At 62.9% G+C, this 21,012-nt stretch carries 25 protein-coding genes and 1 other RNA gene; 18 read left to right on the forward strand and 8 right to left on the reverse strand.

All coding sequences use genetic code 11. The features are described 5' to 3' along the window. Positions 1 to 13: 13 nt before the first annotated feature. The 5 genes from ACO06J_RS01190 to tkt all read right to left on the reverse strand — a co-directional run bounded on the left by ACO06J_RS01190 (position 14) and on the right by tkt (position 5,887). A complete protein-coding gene (locus ACO06J_RS01190) occupies positions 14 to 1,039 on the reverse strand; it encodes a class I fructose-bisphosphate aldolase (RefSeq protein WP_421758873.1) in 1,026 nt (341 codons plus the stop codon). A gap of 92 nt (positions 1,040 to 1,131) precedes the next feature. Beyond that, positions 1,132 to 2,331 (reverse strand): phosphoglycerate kinase, encoded by a 1,200-nt coding sequence (locus tag ACO06J_RS01195; protein ID WP_421758874.1) that lies wholly within the window; start codon positions 2,329 to 2,331, stop codon positions 1,132 to 1,134. 78 nt (positions 2,332 to 2,409) lie between these two features. Then, positions 2,410 to 2,697 carry a hypothetical protein gene (locus ACO06J_RS01200; protein WP_421758875.1) on the reverse strand — a complete coding sequence of 96 codons (288 nt, stop codon included), beginning with the start codon at positions 2,695 to 2,697 and terminating at the stop codon, positions 2,410 to 2,412. Between the two features lie 157 nt (positions 2,698 to 2,854). Beyond that, on the reverse strand, positions 2,855 to 3,862 hold the full coding sequence (gap, locus tag ACO06J_RS01205; RefSeq protein WP_421758876.1) for a type I glyceraldehyde-3-phosphate dehydrogenase: 1,008 nt from the start codon (positions 3,860 to 3,862) through the stop codon (positions 2,855 to 2,857). A gap of 48 nt (positions 3,863 to 3,910) precedes the next feature. Next, the gene (gene tkt, locus ACO06J_RS01210) at positions 3,911 to 5,887 is read right to left on the reverse strand and encodes a transketolase (RefSeq protein WP_421758877.1); all 1,977 of its coding nucleotides are present in this window, start codon (positions 5,885 to 5,887) and stop codon (positions 3,911 to 3,913) included. Between the two features lie 214 nt (positions 5,888 to 6,101). Between tkt and ACO06J_RS01215 the strand changes: the two genes are divergently transcribed. Continuing rightward, complete coding sequence (locus ACO06J_RS01215) at positions 6,102 to 6,389, forward strand: DUF4164 family protein (protein ID WP_421758878.1); 288 nt, start codon at positions 6,102 to 6,104, stop codon at positions 6,387 to 6,389. Between the two features lie 4 nt (positions 6,390 to 6,393). Further along, positions 6,394 to 6,759 (forward strand): cell division protein ZapA, encoded by a 366-nt coding sequence (locus ACO06J_RS01220; protein ID WP_421758879.1) that lies wholly within the window; start codon positions 6,394 to 6,396, stop codon positions 6,757 to 6,759. Between the two features lie 51 nt (positions 6,760 to 6,810). Here ACO06J_RS01220 and ACO06J_RS01225 read toward each other — a convergent pair whose 3' ends face one another. Beyond that, positions 6,811 to 8,487 carry a cation:proton antiporter gene (locus ACO06J_RS01225; RefSeq protein WP_421758880.1) on the reverse strand — a complete coding sequence of 559 codons (1,677 nt, stop codon included), beginning with the start codon at positions 8,485 to 8,487 and terminating at the stop codon, positions 6,811 to 6,813. A gap of 91 nt (positions 8,488 to 8,578) precedes the next feature. Between ACO06J_RS01225 and ssrS the strand changes: the two genes are divergently transcribed. From ssrS to ACO06J_RS01245, 4 genes are all read left to right on the forward strand, one after another. Next, positions 8,579 to 8,735: non-coding RNA, 6S RNA (gene ssrS / locus ACO06J_RS01230), on the forward strand. 74 nt (positions 8,736 to 8,809) lie between these two features. Next, positions 8,810 to 9,406 carry a 5-formyltetrahydrofolate cyclo-ligase gene (locus ACO06J_RS01235; RefSeq protein ID WP_421758881.1) on the forward strand — a complete coding sequence of 199 codons (597 nt, stop codon included), beginning with the start codon at positions 8,810 to 8,812 and terminating at the stop codon, positions 9,404 to 9,406. Next, positions 9,403 to 10,218 (forward strand): TIGR00282 family metallophosphoesterase, encoded by an 816-nt coding sequence (locus ACO06J_RS01240; RefSeq protein ID WP_421758882.1) that lies wholly within the window; start codon positions 9,403 to 9,405, stop codon positions 10,216 to 10,218. Before ACO06J_RS01235 ends, ACO06J_RS01240 begins: the two co-directional genes overlap by 4 nt. A gap of 74 nt (positions 10,219 to 10,292) precedes the next feature. After that, positions 10,293 to 11,039: a YebC/PmpR family DNA-binding transcriptional regulator gene (locus tag ACO06J_RS01245; RefSeq protein ID WP_421758883.1), complete on the forward strand. Its 747-nt coding sequence runs from the start codon at positions 10,293 to 10,295 to the stop codon at positions 11,037 to 11,039. A gap of 7 nt (positions 11,040 to 11,046) precedes the next feature. On the opposite strand, the gene ACO06J_RS01250 is transcribed toward ACO06J_RS01245, so the two are convergent. Together ACO06J_RS01250 and ACO06J_RS01255 are read right to left on the reverse strand one after the other, a co-directional pair. Beyond that, entirely contained in the window at positions 11,047 to 11,829 is a 783-nt protein-coding gene (locus ACO06J_RS01250; RefSeq protein ID WP_421758884.1) for a GGDEF domain-containing protein, read from the reverse strand. 92 nt (positions 11,830 to 11,921) lie between these two features. Continuing rightward, positions 11,922 to 12,650, reverse strand: coding sequence for a GGDEF domain-containing protein (locus tag ACO06J_RS01255; RefSeq protein ID WP_421758885.1), 729 nt, complete (start codon positions 12,648 to 12,650; stop codon positions 11,922 to 11,924). A 212-nt stretch (positions 12,651 to 12,862) separates the two neighbouring features. Here ACO06J_RS01255 and ruvC point away from each other — a divergent pair, with 212 nt between their 5' ends. From ruvC to ACO06J_RS01315, 12 genes are all read left to right on the forward strand, one after another. Next, the gene (gene ruvC, locus ACO06J_RS01260) at positions 12,863 to 13,366 is read left to right on the forward strand and encodes a crossover junction endodeoxyribonuclease RuvC (RefSeq protein WP_421758886.1); all 504 of its coding nucleotides are present in this window, start codon (positions 12,863 to 12,865) and stop codon (positions 13,364 to 13,366) included. Next, positions 13,363 to 13,980, forward strand: coding sequence for a Holliday junction branch migration protein RuvA (gene ruvA, locus ACO06J_RS01265; protein ID WP_421758887.1), 618 nt, complete (start codon positions 13,363 to 13,365; stop codon positions 13,978 to 13,980). Before ruvC ends, ruvA begins: the two co-directional genes overlap by 4 nt. 59 nt (positions 13,981 to 14,039) lie before the next feature. Next, complete coding sequence (locus ACO06J_RS01270) at positions 14,040 to 14,315, forward strand: AbrB/MazE/SpoVT family DNA-binding domain-containing protein (protein WP_421758888.1); 276 nt, start codon at positions 14,040 to 14,042, stop codon at positions 14,313 to 14,315. Beyond that, entirely contained in the window at positions 14,312 to 14,710 is a 399-nt protein-coding gene (locus ACO06J_RS01275) for a PIN domain-containing protein (RefSeq protein WP_421758889.1), read from the forward strand. Before ACO06J_RS01270 ends, ACO06J_RS01275 begins: the two co-directional genes overlap by 4 nt. Next, positions 14,707 to 15,750 (forward strand): Holliday junction branch migration DNA helicase RuvB, encoded by a 1,044-nt coding sequence (gene ruvB, locus ACO06J_RS01280; RefSeq protein WP_421758890.1) that lies wholly within the window; start codon positions 14,707 to 14,709, stop codon positions 15,748 to 15,750. Before ACO06J_RS01275 ends, ruvB begins: the two co-directional genes overlap by 4 nt. Then, the gene (locus ACO06J_RS01285) at positions 15,750 to 16,268 is read left to right on the forward strand and encodes an NUDIX hydrolase (RefSeq protein WP_421758891.1); all 519 of its coding nucleotides are present in this window, start codon (positions 15,750 to 15,752) and stop codon (positions 16,266 to 16,268) included. Before ruvB ends, ACO06J_RS01285 begins: the two co-directional genes overlap by 1 nt. Beyond that, the gene (locus tag ACO06J_RS01290; protein ID WP_421758892.1) at positions 16,265 to 16,660 is read left to right on the forward strand and encodes a YbgC/FadM family acyl-CoA thioesterase; all 396 of its coding nucleotides are present in this window, start codon (positions 16,265 to 16,267) and stop codon (positions 16,658 to 16,660) included. Before ACO06J_RS01285 ends, ACO06J_RS01290 begins: the two co-directional genes overlap by 4 nt. Before the next feature lie 172 nt (positions 16,661 to 16,832). After that, complete coding sequence (gene tolQ / locus ACO06J_RS01295) at positions 16,833 to 17,537, forward strand: protein TolQ (protein ID WP_421758893.1); 705 nt, start codon at positions 16,833 to 16,835, stop codon at positions 17,535 to 17,537. Next, positions 17,537 to 17,992, forward strand: a complete 456-nt coding sequence (tolR, locus tag ACO06J_RS01300) for a protein TolR (RefSeq protein WP_421758894.1) — start codon at positions 17,537 to 17,539, stop codon at positions 17,990 to 17,992. The genes tolQ and tolR overlap by 1 nt, the downstream gene beginning before the upstream one ends. Positions 17,993 to 17,996: 4 nt before the next feature. Continuing rightward, on the forward strand, positions 17,997 to 19,118 hold the full coding sequence (locus ACO06J_RS01305; RefSeq protein ID WP_421758895.1) for a hypothetical protein: 1,122 nt from the start codon (positions 17,997 to 17,999) through the stop codon (positions 19,116 to 19,118). A 32-nt stretch (positions 19,119 to 19,150) separates the two neighbouring features. Continuing rightward, positions 19,151 to 20,458 carry a Tol-Pal system beta propeller repeat protein TolB gene (gene tolB / locus ACO06J_RS01310; protein WP_421758896.1) on the forward strand — a complete coding sequence of 436 codons (1,308 nt, stop codon included), beginning with the start codon at positions 19,151 to 19,153 and terminating at the stop codon, positions 20,456 to 20,458. A 5-nt stretch (positions 20,459 to 20,463) separates the two neighbouring features. Further along, on the forward strand, positions 20,464 to 20,976 hold the full coding sequence (locus ACO06J_RS01315; RefSeq protein ID WP_421758897.1) for a GNAT family N-acetyltransferase: 513 nt from the start codon (positions 20,464 to 20,466) through the stop codon (positions 20,974 to 20,976). Positions 20,977 to 21,012: the final 36 nt, after the last annotated feature.

Below are 21,012 nucleotides of genomic sequence, written 5' to 3' on the forward strand. Positions count from 1 at the left end.
CGACAGGAACGCGTCAGGCAGCGAGGTCGAGTTCTGGCTTCCATTGGCCGAGCGAGGCCAGGGCATTCATGCGGGCTCGGTGCGTGAACGCCGCCTGGGCAACGCCCACATTGGCGTCCTCACCTCCCCATGCAACGAGGGCTTGGGTCTGCAGAGCGCGGCCATAGGAGAACGTCAGGGCCCACGGCAGGTCCTCGATCTGGTTCATCGCTGACAGGTGCGCCGTCGCCTCTTCGTCCGATTGACCGCCGGAAAGAAAGGCGATGCCGGGGACCGCAGCGGGCACAAAGCTGCGCAGTTTGTCGACGGTGCGCTTGGCCACTTCGGCAACGCTCACCCGGTCACGGGAGCGGATGCCGGGCGTTACCATATTTGGCTTAAGCAGCATGCCGCCAAGATCGACCCCGGCGAGGCGCAGTTCCTTGAACACCGCTTCCAGCGTTTCGCCAGTCACCTCCTCGCAGCGCTGAATCGAGTGATCGCCGGGCTCACCATCGGCCAGCACTTCGGGCTCGACCACGGGAACGATCCCGGCTTCCTGGCAGTACATGGCATAGCGCGCCAGGACGTGCGCATTGGCGCGGATGCCGTTGCGCGACGGGGCGTAGGAACTGATGGCGATAACGCCGCGCCATTTGGCGAAGCCGGCGCCAAGCTTGGCATAGTGGGCAAGGCGCTGGCGCAGTCCATCGAGGCCTTCGGTGATCTTTTCGTCCCGGCTGCCGGGCATCTCGAAAGCGCCGCGATCGACCTTGATGCCGGGGATGACGTCAGCTGCGTTCAGCAACTCGTGGAACGGCGTGCCGTCCCTTGCCTTCTGCTCCAGTGTTTCCTCGGTGAGGATGACGCCGGAAATGTAGTTGGTCATGGCGTCCGTCGAACGGAACAGCATCTCGCGGTAATCGCGGCGCGATTCCAGCGTGACCGGGAGGCCGATCAGCGCAAAGCGCTTGGCGATGGTGCCTTCGGACTCATCGGCGGCAAGGATGCCCTTGCCCTTGGTCACGAGCTTTCGGGCGATTGCATGAAGTGAGGCCATGCGGCGGGTCTCCGGATTGCAATTGCCGGAGCATGCCGCATGGCCCTGAGGCTGGCGATTAGACGTTCAGGTATCAGACCAAGGGAGAAGCGTCAGCCCTTCAGCGCCTCGACGCCGGGGAGGGACTTGCCCTCCATCCACTCAAGGAATGCGCCACCAGCGGTCGACACATAGGTGAACTGGTCCTTGACCCCAGCGTGGGCGAGGGCCGAAACCGTGTCTCCACCGCCCGCCACCGAAACTACCTTGCCGGCCTTGGTGCGCGCCGCGACATAGCGGGCGATCTCGACGGTGCCCTGATCGAACGGGTGCATTTCGAACGCCCCGAGTGGGCCGTTCCAGACGACAGTGTGCGCTTCGTCGATGGCGCCCTTGATGCGCTCGATCGAGCTTGGGCCGACGTCAAGCATCATGCCATCGGGGTCGATCGCGTCGACGCCGTAAAGACGGTGCGGCGCATCGGCGGCAAAGTGCCAGGCCACGGTCGCATCGATGGGGAGAATGATGGCGCAATGGGCCGCTTCCGCCTTGTCGCGAATGCGGTTTGCAGTTTCGGCCAGGTCCTTTTCGCAGAGCGACTTGCCGACGCCCAGCCCACCGGCGTGGAGGAAGGTGTTCGCCATGGCACCGCCGATGACCAGCGCATCCACCTTTGAGATGAGGTTTTCGAGGAGATCGATCTTGGTCGAAACCTTGGCGCCGCCGACAATGGCGATGACCGGGCGCTGCGGCTTGCCGAGGCCGGCTTCCAAAGCCTTCAACTCGGCCTCCATCGCCCGTCCGGCAGCAGAGGGCAACTGGTGCGCGATGGCAGCGGTTGAGGCGTGGGCGCGGTGGGCGGCCGAAAACGCGTCATTGACGAAGATATCGCCCAGCGATGCCATCCGCTTGGCCAGTTCGATGTCGTTTTCTTCTTCGCCAGGATGGAAGCGGGTGTTTTCGAGAACGAGGATCGAGCCGGCCGGCGCATCATCGATGGCCTGCTTGGCCTTGCTGACATCGACCCAGTCGGTGGCGATGAAGCCAACCGGATGCCCCATGGCATTGGCCACTTCGGCAACCACCATCTCGAGCGAGAATTCGGGGTCCACCTTGCCCTTGGGGCGGCCAAAGTGGGAGAGGATGATGGCTTTGCCATCGACCTTGATGATCTCGCGGATGGTCGGCACCAGACGCTCGATACGGGTCGCGTCGGTGACCTTGCCGTCGGCGACAGGCACGTTCAGATCGGCGCGGACGAGCACGCGCTTGCCCGAAAGGTCGAGGTCATCGAGAGTCTTGAAATCGGCCATGGGACCCGTCCGCTGTTCGCTGAGTGAGCCGCTGCTATAGCAACAAAATGCAGCCGGACAACAGGGGCACGGTGCGGCTCAGAGGCCGAGAATGGTCTTGAGCGAGCCGGCCAGCGCGAAAACCAGCGCTCCAATCCCGATCTGGCGCACGCAGAAATAAAGGTTGGTGTTGAAGGTGAAGCGGGCAAAGCCCTCGCTGGGCCAGGCCCTGTCGCTGATCTGTCGCCTCAGGGCACGGTCCTCGCGCAACAGGTAACCGCCCAGTGCCATCGCCAGCACCAGGAACCACGCGGGGTTGCCCCAGAGCCCGGCAAGCAGGCTGCCGCCAATGCTCAGCACAGCGAGCAAACGTTCGATATCACGCAAGGTCAGCCCTCGGATCGACCAATGGATTGAGCTTTGCATAGTGCTGTAACAGTCATGCGAATCCCCGATGGCGCTCTGATGACAGCGAACTGGGGCTAAAAAAGAACGGAGGGCGGTAGCCCCCCGTTCGCGATGTCTGCCGGCAGGTGCCGTAAGGTCAGAGCGTCTTGGCCAATACGGCCGTGACGTCGGCCATGCGGTTCGAAAAGCCCCACTCGTTGTCGTACCAGCCCATGATGTTGACGAAGTTGCCGTCGAGCACCTTGGTCTGGTCGATCAGGATCGTGCACGAGTGCGGATCGTGGTTGAGGTCCGATGACACCAGCGGATGCAGTGTGAAGGTCATCACACCCTTCAGCGGGCCTTCGGCGGCTGCCTTCAGCGCGTCGTTGATTTCCTGCGCGGTGGTGTTGCGCTTGGCAATGAACTTCAGGTCCACCAGCGACACGTTGGGTGTCGGCACACGGATCGAAATGCCGTCGAGCTTGCCCTTCAGTTCCGGCAGCACCAGGCCGATGGCCTTGGCGGCGCCGGTCGAGGTCGGGATCTGGCTCAGCGCCGCAGCGCGGGCGCGATAGAGATCCTTGTGCATGGTGTCGAGCGTCGGCTGGTCACCGGTATAGGAATGGATGGTGGTCATCATCCCCTTTTCGATGCCGACCAAATCGTTCATCACCTTGGCCATCGGGGCGAGGCAGTTGGTGGTGCACGAGCCGTTCGAGATCACCACGTCGTCCTTGCCCAGCAGGGCATGGTTGATGCCGTAGACGATGGTCTTGTCGGCGCCTTCGCCGGGGGCCGAGATAATGACTTTCTTTGCGCCGGCGGCGAGGTGAGCCGAGGCCTTTTCCTTGCTGGTAAAGATACCGGTGCATTCGAGCACGATATCGACACCGAGCTCCTTGTGCGGCAGCTGCGACGGGTCCTTGACCGCGGTCATCTTGAAGGTCTGGTTGCCGGCGGTAATGGTGTCGCCGTTGACGGTCACCTCGTGTGGGAACTTGCCGTGCACGCTGTCATAGCGCAGCAGGTGGGCATTGGTCTCGACCGGGCCGAGGTCGTTGGCGGCAACGACCTGGATGTCGGTGCGGCCGCTTTCGACGATGGCGCGGAGAATGTTACGGCCAATGCGGCCAAAGCCATTGATTGCAACGCGAACAGCCATGAATGGCTCCTTGTGAATGCCGGGGTAAAGGGAGGAGGGCGCGGTTACTTACAACTGCGCCTTGACGGCTTCAACTACCGCCTGAGATGTGATGCCGAAATGCTCGTACAGCTTTTCGATCGGGCCCGAGGCGCCGAACGAGTGCATGCCGATGAACCGACCCTTGTCGCCGAGCAGCTTGGACCAGCTCATTTCGATGCCGGCCTCGATTGCCACCTTGGCGCGCGGGGTGCCGATGACGCTGTCGCGATAGGCCTGCGACTGCGCGTTGAAAAGCTCCATCGAGGGTACCGATACCACCTTGGCGGCGATACCTTCCGCCTTCAGCAGGTCCAGGGCACCAACGGCGATCGCAACTTCCGAGCCGGTGGCGAAGATCACCACATCGGCCGACTTGTCGCCGGCGATGACATAAGCGCCCTTGGACGAGAGGTTGCCCTCGACCGCCTCGGTGCGCAGCGCGGGCAGGTTCTGGCGGCTGAGCGCCAGGATAGAAGGCTTGTCGGCCTCAATGGCGAGCTGCCAGCATTCGAGGGTTTCGACCGCATCGGCGGGACGGAATACGAGAAGCCCGGGGATGGCGCGCAGGGTCGAGACATGTTCGACCGGCTGGTGGGTCGGGCCGTCTTCGCCAAGTCCGATCGAGTCATGGGTCATCACATAGATGACCTTTTGCCCCATCAGCGCCGACAGGCGGATCGCCGGTCGGGCATAGTCGGTGAACACCAGGAACGTGCCGCCATAGGGGATCAGGCCCTTATGGAGTGCGATGCCATTCATCGCTGCAGCCATCTCGTGCTCGCGGATGCCGTAGCGCAAGTAGCGCCCGGTGCGGTCCTCGGCAGTGAAGGGCAGGGTCTCGGGCGTATTGGTGAGGTTCGAGCCTGTGAGGTCGGCTGAGCCCCCAATGGTCTCGGGCAGCACCTTGTTGATCACTTCCAGTGCCATCTGGCTCGATTTGCGCGATGCCACCTTCGGCTTGTCGGCGATCAGCTTGGCCTTGAAGGCCTCAATGGTCGCATTCCACCCGGCCGGCAACTTGCCGTCGATGCGGCGTACGAACTCGGCGCGCTTGGCCGCGTCGGCGGCGGCAAGACGCCCTTCCCAGGCGCCGCGCAGGTTGGCAGAGCGAGTGCCGGCGGCACGCCATGCCTCGAGGATCGGCGCGGGAATCTCAAAAGCCGGGTAGGTGATGCCGAGGTTGACCTTGGCGGCAGCCAGTTCCTCGGCGCCGAGCGGCGACCCGTGGACAGAGTGCGAGTCGGCCTTCTTGGGCGCGCCGAAGCCGATGATGGTCTTGGCAGCGATCAGCGTCGGCTTGTCCGAGCTCTTGGATGCGACCAGCGCCCTTTCGACGGCGTCCTGGTCCAGCCCGTCGACCTCGATGGTGTTCCAGCCCACCGCCTTGAAGCGGGCGATCTGGTCCGTCGAGTCGGCGTTGGAAACCCGGCCGTCGATGGTGATGTTATTGTTGTCCCAGATCACCGTCAGCTTGTTCAGCTTGAGGTGACCCGCGAGCGAAATGGCCTCCTGCGAGATGCCTTCCATCAGGCAGCCGTCGCCGGCGATCACCCAGGTGCGGTGGTCGACGATGTCGGTGCCGAACTCGGCAGCCAACTTCTGTTCGGCAATGGCAAACCCTACCGAGTTGGCAATGCCCTGCCCGAGCGGGCCAGTCGTCGTCTCGATGCCCTCAGCGTGGCCGTATTCAGGATGGCCGGCGGTCTTGGAACCGAGCTGGCGGAAATTCTTGATGTCCTCAATGGACATGTCGTTGTAGCCGAGCAGGTACAGGGAGGCGTAGAGCAGCATCGAACCGTGGCCGGCCGACAGGATAAAGCGGTCGCGGTCAGGCCAGTGCGGATCGGCCGGGTCGAACTTCATCACCTTGGTAAAGAGCACCGTCGCGATGTCGGCAACGCCCATCGGCAGGCCGGGGTGACCCGAATTGGCCTTTTCAACCGCGTCCATGGCAAGGGAACGGATGGCATTCGCCATGTCTTTGGCGGTCTTCGAGTTGGGCATGAATCGTGCTCGCTCTAAGGGTGCGGAGGCCGGAAACCGGGCGCCTCGGACCCTCCTGCCGAGGCACGAGGAGGCTTAGCAGGTTCCGATGACCTGTCAATGTCAGCAGGCTTAGCCAGAAGGCGGAGGCTCGTCCACGAGCCCGTTGCCATGGCACGCAAGCTTTGCGCTATAGTGCCATAAGGAATCGCCCGTTTTTGAGGATTGGACCAGATTGGCCGAACCCACCGCCGAAGACGGATATGAAGCCGCCGCTGCGAGGCTCGACAAGGCCTTCGCCCGGCTTGAAGCCAGCGTGCGCAGCCTCAATGGCCGCATGCGCTCGCACACGCGCATCGAAGCCGACACCGCCAAGCTGGTCTCGGAGCGGGCGCGCCTTGCCTCCGAACTCGACAAAGCCAGCGCCAAGGCGAAACGCCTCGACGACAGCGCTGCCGAAGTCGCCCGCCGGCTGGTAGTGGCGATGGACACGGTGCGCGAAGTGCTCGTGAAGCAGGAGTAGCGCCGTGCCCGAGGTCAATGTCGATATCAACGGCCGCAAGTACCGCATGGCCTGCGAAGAGGGTCAGGAGACGCACCTGATGCTCTTGGCCGAGCGGTTCAACCAGCATATCGACGCGTTCAAGGGTGATTTCGGCGAGATCGGCGACAACCGGCTGACCGTGATGGCCGGGATCGCGGTGCTGGATGAACTGGCCGAAGCCGAGCGCCGGATAGCGGCGCTGCAGAACGACGTTGCAAGCCTCACAGCTGCGGGCGAAGCGCTCAGCAGCGAGGCCGAGGAACTTGAGCTGAAGTTCGCCAAGCGGCTCAATGAGGCGGCACGCAAGATCGAGTCGATCTCGACGGCCATCGACGAGACTGGCGCCTGAGGCTTTAGTTTTGTTGCGTTTCCGAACCGGAAAGCTACCGCTTTTCCTGCTCTAGCGCAGCGGCTGCCAGTTGGTGAGCGCGGCTTCCTGCAGATCCATGGCTTCGATCAGCTCACGCACCACCTCGTCATCGAGCTGGCGCTTGTCGCGTGCCGCGATCAAGGCTTCGCGCCGAGCCTGCAGCACCTTTTCGCCGAAGGCGAGCATCAGCTCGCCATTGCCGGCGCGGAACTGGCGCTCGGCGCCGTTCTCGTCCATGACGCGTTCCAGCATCAATTCGGCGGCTGCGCGCGCGCCGGGTTCGGTCTGCTGGTCCCGGAACGCCACCGCAGCGCCGATGGAGGCCGCCTTGCCGATCTCAGCCGCCTTGCGGCGCTGCCCGGCGCGGTAGACTGCTTCGGTGGGATCGGAGATCTTCAGAACACGGATCAGCCACGGCAGCGTCAGCCCCTGCAGCAATAGCGTGCCGATGGCCACGGTGAAGGCGATCACTTGAACAACGTCGCGCCCGGGAACGTCTTCGCCTGCCAGTGTCACGAGGGGAATACCGGCGGCCGCAGCAAGCGTTACGACGCCGCGCATACCGGTCCAGGCGATGACTAGGTTTTCCTGCCAGGTGAACGGCTTCTGGTGTTCAAAACCACCGCGCCGGCTGTCCCCGCGCACTTTTGCGGCCTTGCCGGTGTCGCGCCGCTTCTGGCGCTGGGGGCGTGGGTTGGCAAGCTTCTTTTCCCTGACCCGCGCCCGCCAGTGCGAGAGCGCCGAGGTGAGGAACACCCAGCCGAAGCGCACGAGGATCACGGCCAGCAGCACGGCAGCCGACATCCCCAGCAGCATCGGCAGCGAGTAACCGGCCGCCAGCGCATCGCCGAGGACAAAGCGCATCTGCAACCCGATATATGCAAAGATGAATGCCTCGAGCAGAGCGTCGGCGGTGCGCCAGAACTGCCGCTCCTGAAGGCGCGCGGCATAACCGGCCCCGGTCGAGGTGTGTCCAAGCGAGAACCCTGCCGCGACGACGGCAAGAACGCCGGAGGCGCCAAGTTCCTGCGCAATGAGAAAGGCTGTGAACGGCACCAGCACTGTCAACACGGTGATCAGCGAGGGGTTGTCCATGCGGCTGCGCACGCGCCGGACGATCATGCCCAGGACGATGCCGACAATCACGCCCACGACGGCGTTGTAGGCGAGGTAGAGCAACACGTTGGAAATGAAGAGATCGGCGCCGGTAACGCGCGCTGAGAGGAACGTGAAGAGCGTCAGCGCGGCGGCATCGTTGATGAGGTTCTCGCCTTTCAGCACCGACATCAGCCGCCCGGGCAGGTTAAGCTTCCGCCCCACTGCGACCGCGGTGACGGCATCGGGCGGGGAGACGACGGCGGCCAGCAGTAGCGCCACCGGCAGGGTCAGCGCCGGCATCAGGGCCGCCGCGACGGCGCCCACCACTGCCGTCGTAACGAGGATCTGCAAGACGCCCAGATTGACGATCGAGCCCAGCCGTTTGACGAAGGTTTCGAGGGAAAAGTCGCTTGTCGCCGAAAACAGCAGCGGCGGCACGACGATGGTCAGGATGATCTCCGGGTCGAGCTCGAGGCGCGGGATGCCCGGCACGAACGACACAGCGACGCCCACAAGAGCCAGCAGCAAGGGCGGCTGGATGTTGCGGTGTTCGGCATAAATCGCCACGGCAATTGCGGCAATCATCACGATAAGGATCTGGGAAATCATTGGTTTGCCTTGCTGCAATGAGGCTTCATACAGGGTGCGTGGTGGAAATGAAAAGAAGCGGTTGGCGTTAGCGGCATCGCGCACCTATATTGGGGTGCTGCCCGGTGCGTGTAGGATCTTATTTCCCTGGGGCCGTACTGATCCTTAAGGGAGCTGTCCCCGTCCTGACCCGTGGGTTTGGACACACGGCGCCCACCTACGTAAGTAGGTTCCCAGGATCTGTATCCCACGGCCGTGGCGGCACCTTTATTCTGGGGAGGATACTGGATCGGACAGGCTTGCCCAACAGGCGGCGAAGTCCTCTCCGGCTGAAAATGGCCCGATGACAGACCCACAAATCGAAACGACCAAGACCGCTCTGCGGGCCGTAGCGCACAAGAAGCGCGCGGCATTCCATCACAGCCAGCGCTCTGAGGCCTCCGGGTTGGCGACACAGCACTTTTTTGCGGCTGTGCCGCTCAAGGCCGATGAGATCGTTGCCGGCTATTGGGCGATCCGCGATGAGCTCGACCTGAAGGCAGTGATCAGCCGCCTGATGGACAGTGGCCAGCCGGTCTGCCTGCCGGTCGTGCTTGGGGACGAGCAGCCGTTGGAACTCAGGTTGTGGCAGGATGGAGCACCGCTTTACGAGGCAGGCTTCGGAACGCTGGCACCGGAGGAGGGGGCTCCAAAGGTGGAACCCGATGTGATCCTCATGCCGCTCCTCGGCTTCGACAAATCCGGCACCCGGCTCGGCTATGGCGGCGGCTATTATGACCGGACCCTCGCAGCGATGAGCAAGCGCCCGCGCCTCATCGGCTTTGCCTTCGGCCTGCAGGAGGTTGACCATATCCCCCGCGAGCCGCACGATGTGCCGCTTGATGCCATTGTCACCGAACACGGGGTTCGGATGTTCACCCATGAGGCTGCTGTTCTGTGAGACTATTGTTTCTGGGTGACGTCGTCGGCCGATCCGGCCGCGACGGTGTGTCGGATCGCCTGCCGGGACTGATTGAGCGCTATCGCTTCGACTTCGTCATCGTCAACGGCGAGAATGCCAGCCATGGCAAGGGCCTGACGGAGCCGCACTTCACCGACATCAAGGCGGCCGGCGCAGACGTCGTGACGCTGGGCGACCACGCCTTCGATCAGCGCGACACGCTCAGCTACATTGCCCGCGAGCCGACACTCATCCGGCCGATCAACTTTCCGCCGGGAACGCCGGGGCGGGGCGCCAACCTCATTGAGGGACGCAACGGGCATCGCGTCCTGGTGATCAACGCGCAGGGTAGGGTGTTCATGCATCCGGTGGATGATCCGTTCCGCGCCGTCGAGGCTGCTATCGCCGCATGTCCCCTCGGCGAACAGGCTGACGCGATCGTCGTCGATTTCCACACGGAGGCGACGTCCGAAATCCAAGCCATGGGCCATTTTCTCGATGGCCGGGCGAGCCTCGTCGTTGGCACCCATACTCATATTCCCACGGCCGACCATCGCATCCTCAAGCACGGCACGGCGCTGATGGCTGACGCGGGCATGTGCGGCGATTTCGATTCCGTCATCGGGGTCGAGACTGATGAGCCGCTCAATCGCTTCCTCACCGGCATCGCGCAGGGCCGCTTCACACCGGCTGAAGGCGAGGCGACGCTTTGCGGCGTGGCCATCGAGACCGACCCAAAAACCGGTCTCACCACCCGCGTGCTGCCGGTTCGAATTGGCGGCGTTCTGGCTCAGGCGCTGCCGGAGTTCTGACCGGCTTCACTTTTGCGCGGTCTTTGCCTATAAGCCGCGACCAATCGAACCAGCATTGTGAGGGGGATGTCCGCATGGCCGGCCATTCGCATGCCAAGAACATTATGCACCGCAAGGGCAAATCCGACGCCGTCCGCTCGAAGGTGTTTTCCAAGCTCGCCCGTGAAATCACGGTCGCCGCCAAGCTCGGCGTGCCGGACCCGGCATTCAACTCGCGCCTGCGCCTTGCCGTCAGCAACGCGCGCGCCCTGTCGATGCCGCGCGACAATATCGAGCGCGCCATCAAGAAGGCGTCGGGCGCGGACACCGAAAGCTACGAAGAAATCCGCTATGAGGGCTACGGCCCCGGCGGCGTGGCGGTGATCGTCGAGGCGCTGAGCGACAACCGCAACCGCACCGCGTCCAACGTCCGTTCGACCTTTTCCAAGAACGGCGGCGCGCTGGGTGAAACCAATTCGGTCGCCTTCATGTTCGACCGCGTCGGCGAGATCGCCTATCCGGTTACCGTGGGCAGCGAAGACAAGGTGATGGAAGCGGCGATCGAGGCCGGTGCCGATGACGTCGAAAGCGACGAAGAAGGCCACTGGATCTACACCTCGTTCGAGGCCATGAACGAAGTCGCTGCGGCGCTCGAAAAGGTGCTGGGCGAGCCGGAATCGGCCAAGTTCATCTGGAAGCCGCACAACAATGTGCCCGTCGATGGCGACAAGGGCGAGACCCTGCTCAAGATGATCAGCATCCTCGAAGAGGACGACGACGTGCAGAACGTCTATGCCAATTTCGAGATGAGCGACGAAGACATGGAGCGGCTGGCTGGCTGATCGCCGGTCAGGCTGCCGCCGCCGCAAATCCCTCGTAATGCGTGATGGGCGAAACCGAGACCCGGTTTCGCCCATTTTCTTTGGCGAGGTACAGTTGCTGATCGGCAAACCTGAACAACTCGCGGTAAGGCAAGCGCCGATCGAAGGCCGCGCCGCCGATACTGACCGACAGCCGTTGCGGTTTCCCCTCCGGCAGGAATTCGGCGCCATTGATGGTGAGGCGGATGCGCTCTGCTACCGCTTCGGCCGAGATCGGCGAGCTGCCCGGCAGGAAAACGCCGAACTCCTCGCCACCGATGCGGCCAACCAGATCGACACTCCGCAGCACGCCACTTACTGAGCTGGCAATCAATCGAAGGGCATCGTCGCCCTTGTCGTGGCCGTAGCGATCGTTGATCGATTTGAAGTTGTCGGCGTCAATGATGAGCAGCGCGCCCTTGGTCTCGCGCTCGCTGGATTTCACCTCGCTCAGGTAGGCCTCGACCAGCGCGGTAAAGGCGCCGCGGTTAAGTACTGATGTCAGGCTATCTGTCGCGGCGTGCACGCTGAGTTGCCAGTGGGCGATGGCAAGCTGGCGCAGTTTGCTGAGCAGCACATAAGTCAGGGGCCCCGCGAGCAGGAGCGGCAATGCCACATCCACCATGATGGCTCGGAACTGCTGGTCTGGCGTCAGGGTTGGCCAGTTGAATGAATCCACCCCGAGCGCCACGGCCACGCAGGCCAGCGTGATCCCGATCGTGCCCAGCACAACTCGAGTTCGTCCCAACGCTGACAGGTCGAATTTGTCCACCTAAGTCCCGCATGCTTTTTCTCGCAAAGCCCAGAGTGCGGCGCTGAGGTTTCAAAGTCCTTTAAATGTGGATCACGAATATATCGATCCGCTTACGCTACCTGCGATAGAGGCGGGGCCGCAACAGTGTGTCCAATGTCGACGCGGTTCCGTCCGTCGCGCTTGGCAACATAGAGCCTTTGGTCGGCTGACCTGAATAACTCAGAGAACAACGCCTCACCGGCGAAACTGAACCCGCCAATACTAACCGACAATTGCCGGGCGACGCCGTCCCTGCCAACGCTCAAGCTATTGATTGCGCTGCGAATCCGCTCAGTTCCGACAACCACTGCCTCCTTGTCGGCATTGACGAGCAGCACACCGAACTCCTCACCACCGAGGCGGCCCACCAAATCGTGAGATCCGACGTTGGCGCGGATGCTGTCGGCGATCATCTGCAGCGCGGCATCTCCCTGGTCGTGACCGAACGCGTCGTTGATCAGCTTGAAATCATCGGCGTCGATAATCAGCAGGGCCCCCGGGCCGCTCTTTCCGCTTTGCAGGTGCGCACTGACCTTTGCGGTAAAGGCCCGACGGTTGAGGCAGCCGGTGAGCCAATCGGTGGAGGCCAGCACTTCAAGCTTCTGGTTGGCCAGCCGCAACTGCTCGGTGCGGGTAAGGTGGTAAAACATCATCGGTGTGCCGAGCAGCAGCGGCAAGATGAAGGCGGCGATGCAGCCCTGGATGTTCATTCCTTGCGAGATCGCCAGCATAATCGCCTGGGAAATGGCGACCGAAGCGGTCGCCGACGTCAGGGAAACGATAGCGGTCCAGCGCCACACTCGCGCCCATCCTGCAGGTGGCAATTCGCCAAGTCGCATCAGCACACTCCAACTGACCACCCTCCCCGAGAGAAAGTGGTAGCGGCCATTACGTATACGGCTGGTTCATGTCGCCATCGCAATTGCGCAGAATTGGTTCACAGGGGATGAAGGTTTCCTGTTTGTTCGCAATTTGCTTGGTAGGCTGCGCCCGGTTGGCTTAGGGATGTCTCATGGCAGAAATGGTGCGAATCATCGGGATCGATCCCGGGCTCCGGCGGTGTGGCTGGGGCATTGTCGAGAGCCAAGGCAACCGGCTGAGCTACGTCGCCTCGGGCACGTTGACGCCGCCGGTTGACCTGTCGCTGGCCGAGCGCCTGGTGCAACTGCACCTCGGCCTCTTGGCCTTGCTCGACCAGTACCGGCCCGACGAAGCGGCCGTTGAAGAGACCTTCGTTTCGGCCGGCGCGCGCTCGGCGCTGCAGCTGGGGCAGGCGCGCGGCGTGGTGCTGATGACGCCCGCCAGCCGCGGACTGCCGGTCGGCGAATATGCCGCCAACCTTGTCAAGAAGTCCGTGGTCGGAACCGGCCATGCCGAGAAAACCCAGGTGCAGACGATGGTGAAGATCCTCTTGCCCACCGCAGACTTCAAAGGCGCTGACGCGGCCGACGCCCTGGCAATCGCCATCTGCCACGCGCACCACCGGACAATGCGCCGGCTGGCGGTGTCCGCATGATCGCCAAGCTCAAGGGGATGGTCGACGGTTTTGGCGACGACTTCGTCCATCTCGACGTCAACGGGGTGGTCTACGAGGCCTTCTGTTCGTCCAAGACGCTCGCGGCGCTGCCGCAGGTGGGGCACGCGACGGTCCTCCACATCGACATGCTGGTCCGCGAGGACCTGATTCGGCTCTATGGCTTTGCCAGCGAAGCCGAAAAGGCCTGGTTCATGACGCTGACGACGGTGCAGGGGGTCGGGGCGCGCGTGGCGCTGGGCGTCCTGTCGGTGCTCACCCCGTCAGAACTCGCGAGCGCCATTGCGCTGCAGGACAGGGCCATGATCGGCCGCGCCAACGGCGTCGGCCCCAAGCTTGCGGTCCGCATCGTCACCGAACTCAAGGGCAAAGTGCCCGCCGGTGGCGCTATCGACGCCGGCGTTCTCGGCCTCCAGGCGGCGCTGGGGGACAAGGTCGCTGCCGGCAATGTCGCGGACGCCGTCTCCGCTCTCACCAACCTCGGTTATTCCAGCGCCCAGGCCTCAGCTGCGGTTGCCCGTGTGATCGGCCGGGAGGGCGATGACATCGCCACGGACAAGCTGATCCGGCTTGGGCTCAGGGAATTGGCAACTTAGCCTTGCGGGAAGTTACTTTCCTTACTAATCTCTATGGGTAAGGATCGGACGGTGCAACAATGAACGAACATTCTACGATTCATCTGCAGTCTACGGTCACAAGCAAGGGCCAGACGACCATCCCCAAGGAATTGCGCGATGCGCTTGGCATCAAAGAAGGTACGCCGCTGCGGTGGAAGCTTGAAAGTGGCGTCCTGACGGTGCGACCAAAAACCAAGCGGCTTGAGGACTTCGTTCCGATGGTGCCACCTAATGGTCGGCAGTTGTCCATTGAGGAGATGGATGAGGCGATCGGCGAGGCGGTTGCCGAGCGCGATCGGCGCTCCAGACCATGATTGGTGTCGATACCAACGTCCTCGTCCGCGTAGCGGTGAAAGACAACATTGCTCAAACTACTGCAGCGCAAGCATTTTTGGCGCAACGAAGCGTTGACGATCCAGCCTTTATCAGCGCCGTTGTTCTTGCAGAACTGGCATGGGTTCTCGATCGCGCATACGGTTTTTCTCACGAGCGCATTGAGGGTGTTTTCGACTGGGTAATGGAAAGCGCGAACATTATTGTCGAGCGGGCCGATCTCGTCGAGCGGGCACTCTCTGTTGCCCATAGTGCTCGAGCGGGAATTGCCGACTGCATAATCGCTGCAGTGGCCAAAGACGCTGGCGCCTCCAAGATTGTGACTTTTGACAAACCCGCTGCGAACCGTATTCCCGGTATGGAACTCCTCAAGTGACCGACCTTACCTCCCCAATCGCCGGTCGTGACGAGCCGCTCGATGTGGCCCTGCGGCCCAGCGGGTTTTCCGAGTTTGTCGGGCAGGCCGATGCACGGGCCAATCTCGAGGTGTTCATTTCTGCGGCCAAGCAGCGCAAGTCCGCACTCGACCATGTGCTGTTCGTCGGCCCGCCGGGGCTGGGCAAGACCACGCTGGCGCAGATCGTGGCGCGGGAGCTTGGCGTCGGTTTCCGCGCAACTTCCGGCCCGGTCATCGCCAAGGCGGGCGATCTGGCGGCGCTGCTGACCAATCTGGAAGAGCGCGATGTGCTCTTCATTGACGAGATCCACCGGCTCAATCCGGCGATCGAGGAAATCCTCTATCCCGCGATGGAGGACTATCAGCTCGATTTGATCATCGGGGAGGGGCCGGCTGCCCGCTCGGTGCGGATCGATCTGGCGAAGTTCACCCTGATCGGTGCAACGACACGTGCCGGGCTACTGACCACGCCGCTGCGCGATCGTTTCGGCATCCCGATCCGGCTCAATTTCTACACCCCGGAAGAGCTTGTGAAGATCGTCGAGCGCGGCGCCCGGTTGATGGGAACGCCGATGGCCTCCGATGGCGCGATGGAAGTCGCCCGCCGCTCGCGCGGCACACCGCGCATCGCGGGTCGCCTGCTCCGCCGGGTCGCGGATTTCGCCCTCTACGAGGGCGCCGCCACCATCGACCGCAAGCTCGCCGACAAGGCTCTGCTGCGCCTCGACGTCGATGCGCGCGGGCTCGACCAGCTTGACCGGCGCTATCTCAAGGTCATTGCCGAATTCTACAATGGCGGACCCGTAGGCATCGAAACCATTGCCGCCGCGCTCTCCGAACCACGTGACGCCATCGAAGAGATCGTAGAGCCCTACCTGCTGCAGCAGGGCTTCATTCAGCGCACCTCGCGCGGCCGCATGCTCACCGGCATCGCCTTCCAGCACATGGGCCTCGCCGTGCCGCAGGGTTTTATTGGGACCCAGGCGAGCCTGTTCGAAGAACCCGAGGGTGAAAGCTGATGGTCGAGCACCGCCCGATCCTGCGGCACGACCGCATGGTTTGTTTCGATGATGGCGTGGATCGTTTCCAGATGCGCGCGGCGGCAATCGCCATCCGCAATGGGCGGGTGCTGGTGCAGAACATCGCCGGCAACCCGACGACTTTTCTGCCCGGCGGACGGATCGAGCAGGGCGAGGCCAGCGCGGACACGCTGGTGCGCGAAATGCAGGAAGAGTTCGGGCACGCAATCGAGGTCGGCGACCTCGTCTTCGTCATGGAGTCGTTTTACCCAGACCGGTCGCAGCTCTTCCACGAGGTGTCGCTCTACTATCGGATCACCGTGGGCGATGACTTCCCATACCACGACACCGACATCTGCCACCGCTGCTTCGAGGGGACGGCGGAGATGGAATATCGATGCGTACCGGCCACGGGCGTCGCGCTGGCGGCGAAACGGTTCCGTCCGGCTGCCTTGCGAATGCGGCTGGGCAATCTGCCGACGACGACTGTCCATATTCTCGATCGCGAGGACATATGACGTCCTCCCTCTTCCCCGTTCGCGTCTACTACGAAGACACCGATTTTTCCGGCAACGTCTATCACGCGGCGTACCTCCATTTCTTCGAGCGGGCGCGGACCGAATTCCTGCGTGAGCGCGGAGTGCATCACTCGGAGCTGATGAAGATCGGCATCGCTTTTGCCGTGCGCTCAATGAGCGTCGAGTTCCTCGCTGCTGCGCATATCGATGACCTGCTTGAAGTGGTGACCGAAGTCACCTCTGCCAGTCCCGTTCGGCTCGCCCTCAAGCAGTCGATTCTGCGCGATGGCGGGGTGATCACCGAGGCAGACGTGCTGGTGGTGGCGATCAAGACCGGGGGTGGCGTGGCGCGTCTCCCCAAGGATCTTGCGGCGCGCCTCGTCATAGCGTGATGAGCGCAGACTCCAAATCTTAACCTCTTGTTGACGATAATTGGGGCACTGCATCAGGCGACGTGCCAGAGGTCCGGGAAACCGGGCTTTTCTCTTAAATTTGACAAATTTGAACCGCATCGACCCAACCATCAGGTTTCGGTCGCCGGGGCCGGACTGAAAGGACCCACACATGGATGCCGCTGCCACGGTCGCGCCGCACGCTGACCTGTCGATCTGGGCGCTGTTCTGGCAGGCCGATATCGTCGTAAAAATAGTGATGACGGGGCTGCTCGGCGCCTCCGTCTGGTGCTGGGCGATCATCGTCGACAAGTCGATGCTTTATGGCCGCGCCAAGCGCGAGATGAACCGTTTCGAGCGCGTCTTCTGGTCTGGCCAATCGCTGGAAGAGCTCTACCAGGAGATGTCCGAAAAGCCGAACGTCGGCCTTGGCGCGGTGTTCGTCGCCGCCATGAAGGAGTGGAAGCGCAGCCACGAGCAAAACGCGTCCTCGTTCATGGGCGTCCAGGGCCGGCTCGACAAAGTTCTCGATGTGGCGATCTCGCGCGAGAGCGAAAATCTGGAAAAGCGCCTCGGCTTTCTCGCCACCGTCGGTTCCGCCTCGCCGTTCATTGGCCTTTTCGGCACGGTATGGGGCATCATGAACGCCTTCACCGCCATTTCCGCCGCATCGAGCACCAACCTTTCGGTCGTCGCTGGCCCGATCGCTGAAGCACTGTTTGCGACCGCCCTGGGCCTCCTCGCCGCTATCCCGGCGGTGATCGCCTATAACAAGCTCTCCGGCGACGCCAACAAGATGATTGGGCGGCTTGAAGGCTTTGCCGACGAGTTCTCGACCATCCTTTCCCGCCAGCTCGAATCGCGAGGCACCCGCTAATGGCCATGTCAGTCGCAGGCGGGGGTGGCGGTGGCCGCCGCCGGGGTCGCCGTCGTGGTGGCGGCAACAAGCCAATGAGCGAGATCAACGTCACGCCGATGGTCGACGTCATGCTGGTGCTGCTGATCATCTTCATGGTGGCCGCGCCGCTGATGACGGTAGGCGTTCCCATCGATCTTCCGCAGACCCAAGCGAAGCAACTCAACACCGAGCAGAAGCCGATCACCGTTTCGGTCACGCCCGAAGGCGCGATCTTTCTGGGCGACAATCCCGTGACGATCGAAGACCTGCCGGCGCAGGTGGCGGCGCTTGCTGCCAATGGCACCGAGGATCGCATCTATGTGCGCGGCGATACCACGGCAAACTATGGCGCGGTGATGAAGGTGATGGGTGCCCTCAGCGGCGCCGGCTATTCCAAGATTGGCCTCATCACGGAACAAGCACAGGATAAGTGAGGCCATGCGCACCGGCCTCGCGGTTTCAGCTATCGTCCATGCCAGCCTGATCGCCCTCGCGATCCTGGGCCTGAGCTTTGGCAAGCAGCTTGAGACCGCGCCGGTCGAATCGATCGCGGTCGACTTGGTGCCGATTTCTGAGTTCACCAACATCCGGCAGGGTTCTCTCGAGAGCAAGGTCGTCGAAACCGAAACGCCGTCGGCTGTTGATGCCGAAAAGCCCGCCGAGATCGCCAAGCCCACCGGCAACACCACCGAAGATCAGCCGACGCCCACAGATTCCCCCACGGTTTCGCCCAAGCCGACGGAACAGACCGCTCCAGCGCCCGCTCCGGCAGAACCGGTCGTCGAACCCGATCCCGCGCCTGCGCCCGAGGCGGCCCCGGTTCCTGCCGAGCGCCCGGTGGAGCAGCCTGCGCCGCAGCCCGAACCTGCGCCGGAGCCGACTCCCGATCCGGTCCAGCCTGATCCCGCGCTGGCCACTCCCGATGCCACGCCGGATCCGACCGCGGCCGTACCCAAGCCAATCGTCAAGACCGCCGCGCTCGACCAGAAGCGTGCCGAGTTCAAAAAGCAGAACGAGGCCAAGAAGCAGGCCGATGCCGACGCCAAGGCCGCGGAAGAAGCTAAAAAGCTTGCCGACAAGAAAAAGGCGGATGCTGATGCCAAGAAGGCTGCCGACAAGAAGAAGGCCGACGAACAGAAGCGGATCGAACAGGCCAAGGCTGACGATGCCGCCAAGCTTGCCGATGATGTCGCCAACATCATCAACAACGAGGATACGCGTGGCGCGACCACTGGTGACGGTGGTGAAAAGACCCTCGGCAAGGCCGATGGCCGGTCGGCGACCCTGAGCCAGTCGGAACTCGACGGGCTGGCGAGCCAAATCAAGGGTTGTATTTCGATGCCTGCGGGCGCCGAGGATGCAGCCGCTACTGCCGAACTGACCTTTACAGTTGCTGCCGACGGTTCTGTGGTTGGACAGCCGCAGATTACCAGCGGCGTCAATAGTGATGTAGAAGGGGCCTACGCTCGAGCGGTGTCACGTGCCGTCATGCGGTGTGGTCCCTATCCGCTGGTCGCTGGCCAGGACGTGAAAGCACTCTTTAGGGCTCTGGATTTCTGATCCGTGCCCCCAGAATTGAGATGGAGACTGAGATGACCCTGATTACCCGGCGCAATGCGCTCAAGCTTGGCGTTGCAGGCGGCGCCTTTGCGCTCACCACCCCGTCACAGGCCCTCGTGGAAATCGTGGTTACCGGCGGCAATTTCACGCCGCTGCCGATCGCCATTCCCGATTTTGCCTCCTCGGATCCGGCCTTCGGCAAGGAAATCGCCGATATCGTGCGCGCCAACCTCAAGCGGTCTGGCCTGTTCGTGCCGCTCGATCCGGCCTCGCTGCCGATCAAGGTGGGCGATGTGACCAATGAGCCGGATTTTGCCAGCTGGCGCGCTGCGTCCGTCGATGCGCTGGTGATGGGCTCGGTGGAGCGCGGCGGCCAGGTGTCCTCGCAGGTGCGCGTCTGGGATACGCAGGCCTCGGCGCAGGTGGTCGGCAAGTCACTCAGCACCGATGCCGCCAATTATCGCCGCATCGCCCACATCGTGTCGGATGCGATCTATGCGTCGCTCGCTGGCGGCTCTGGCTATTTCGATACGCGCGTCATGTATGTCGCCGAAAGCGGTCCCAAGGCCAACCGCGTCAAGCGCCTCGCTATCATGGACCAGGACGGCGCCAATATTCAGTACCTGACCTCGGGCAAGTCACTGACGCTCGGGCCGCGCATTTCGCCTTCAGGCGACAGCCTCGCCTTCACCTCCTATGACGGCGGCAACCCGCAGGTCTATCTCGCGGCCATCGGCGGCAGCTCGAGGCTGCTGATCGACAATGCGCCGATGTCCTTTGCCCCGCGCTTTTCGCCCGATGGTGGCACGGTGGTATTCTCGGTCAGCAATGGCGGCACCACCAATATCTACCAGGCGGGCGTCAATGGCGGCAAACCGAGCCAGCTGACCAGCGGCGCGGCCATCGACACCTCGCCGTGCTTTTCCCCGGATGGCTCGCGCATCGTGTTCGAAAGCGATCGCGGCGGCAGCCCGCAGCTCTATATGATGGGTGCCGGCGGTGGCGGTGCGCAGCGTATCTCCTATGGCGATGGCACCTATTCCACCCCCGTCTGGTCGCCCGTCGGCGACCTGATCGCCTATACCCGCCAGTCCGCCGGCGGCTTCCAGATCGGCATCATGAAGCCCGATGGGTCTGCCGAGCGTGTGCTCTCCACCTCGAACTCGGTGCAGGAAGGCCCCACTTGGGCCCCCAACGGCCGCGTCATCATGTTCTTCCGCGATCCGGGCGGCGATACGGGCCCGGCGCTCTGGTCGGTCGATATCTGGGGCCGCAACGAGCAGCAGATCCCGACCGAATCCTATGCCTCCGACCCCAGCTGGTCGCCGCTGAGGAGCTGATCCGGGTGCAAACCCGGCTCATCGCGTTTTCTGTCGCAGCGCTTGATGCTGAAGAGCGCTCGGCAGACGCGCTGTGTGTGCACCTGGAGGTAGCCCAGCCGGTCAGCTGGCCGCCGCCTTTCAATGAAGATGCCGTGCGCAACTGGTTTCGCAATCAGTTGCGAGCTGATCCAGCCCTCGCTCCATGGCTTGGCCACTATGTCGTTTGCACCATAGATGGCAGCGAAACCCTTGTCGGCACAGCCGGATACAAAGGGCCGCCAGACGCGAGCGGCATGGTCGAAATCGGCTATTCCATCGTTCCCGCCTACCACCGGATGGGGATCGGTACGGCGATGGTGGCGGCACTGGTGCGGCAGGCGTTTGCCGATGTGCGCGTCAAGCGCATCACGGCTGAAACACCCGTCACGTTCACTGCGTCTCGCGGCTTGCTGGAAAAGTGTGGGTTCGCCTCCGTCGGCAACCGCGTCCATCCCGAGGACGGTGAACTCGCGCTCAATGCGCTCGAACGCGCCTGATCGGTTTACCACGCCAGCAAGTCGTGCCCTTCCTGC

The sequence above is a fragment of the Devosia sp. genome, assembly GCF_965229025.1.
In the GTDB taxonomy this organism is placed as follows: Bacteria; Pseudomonadota; Alphaproteobacteria; order Rhizobiales; family Devosiaceae; genus Devosia_A.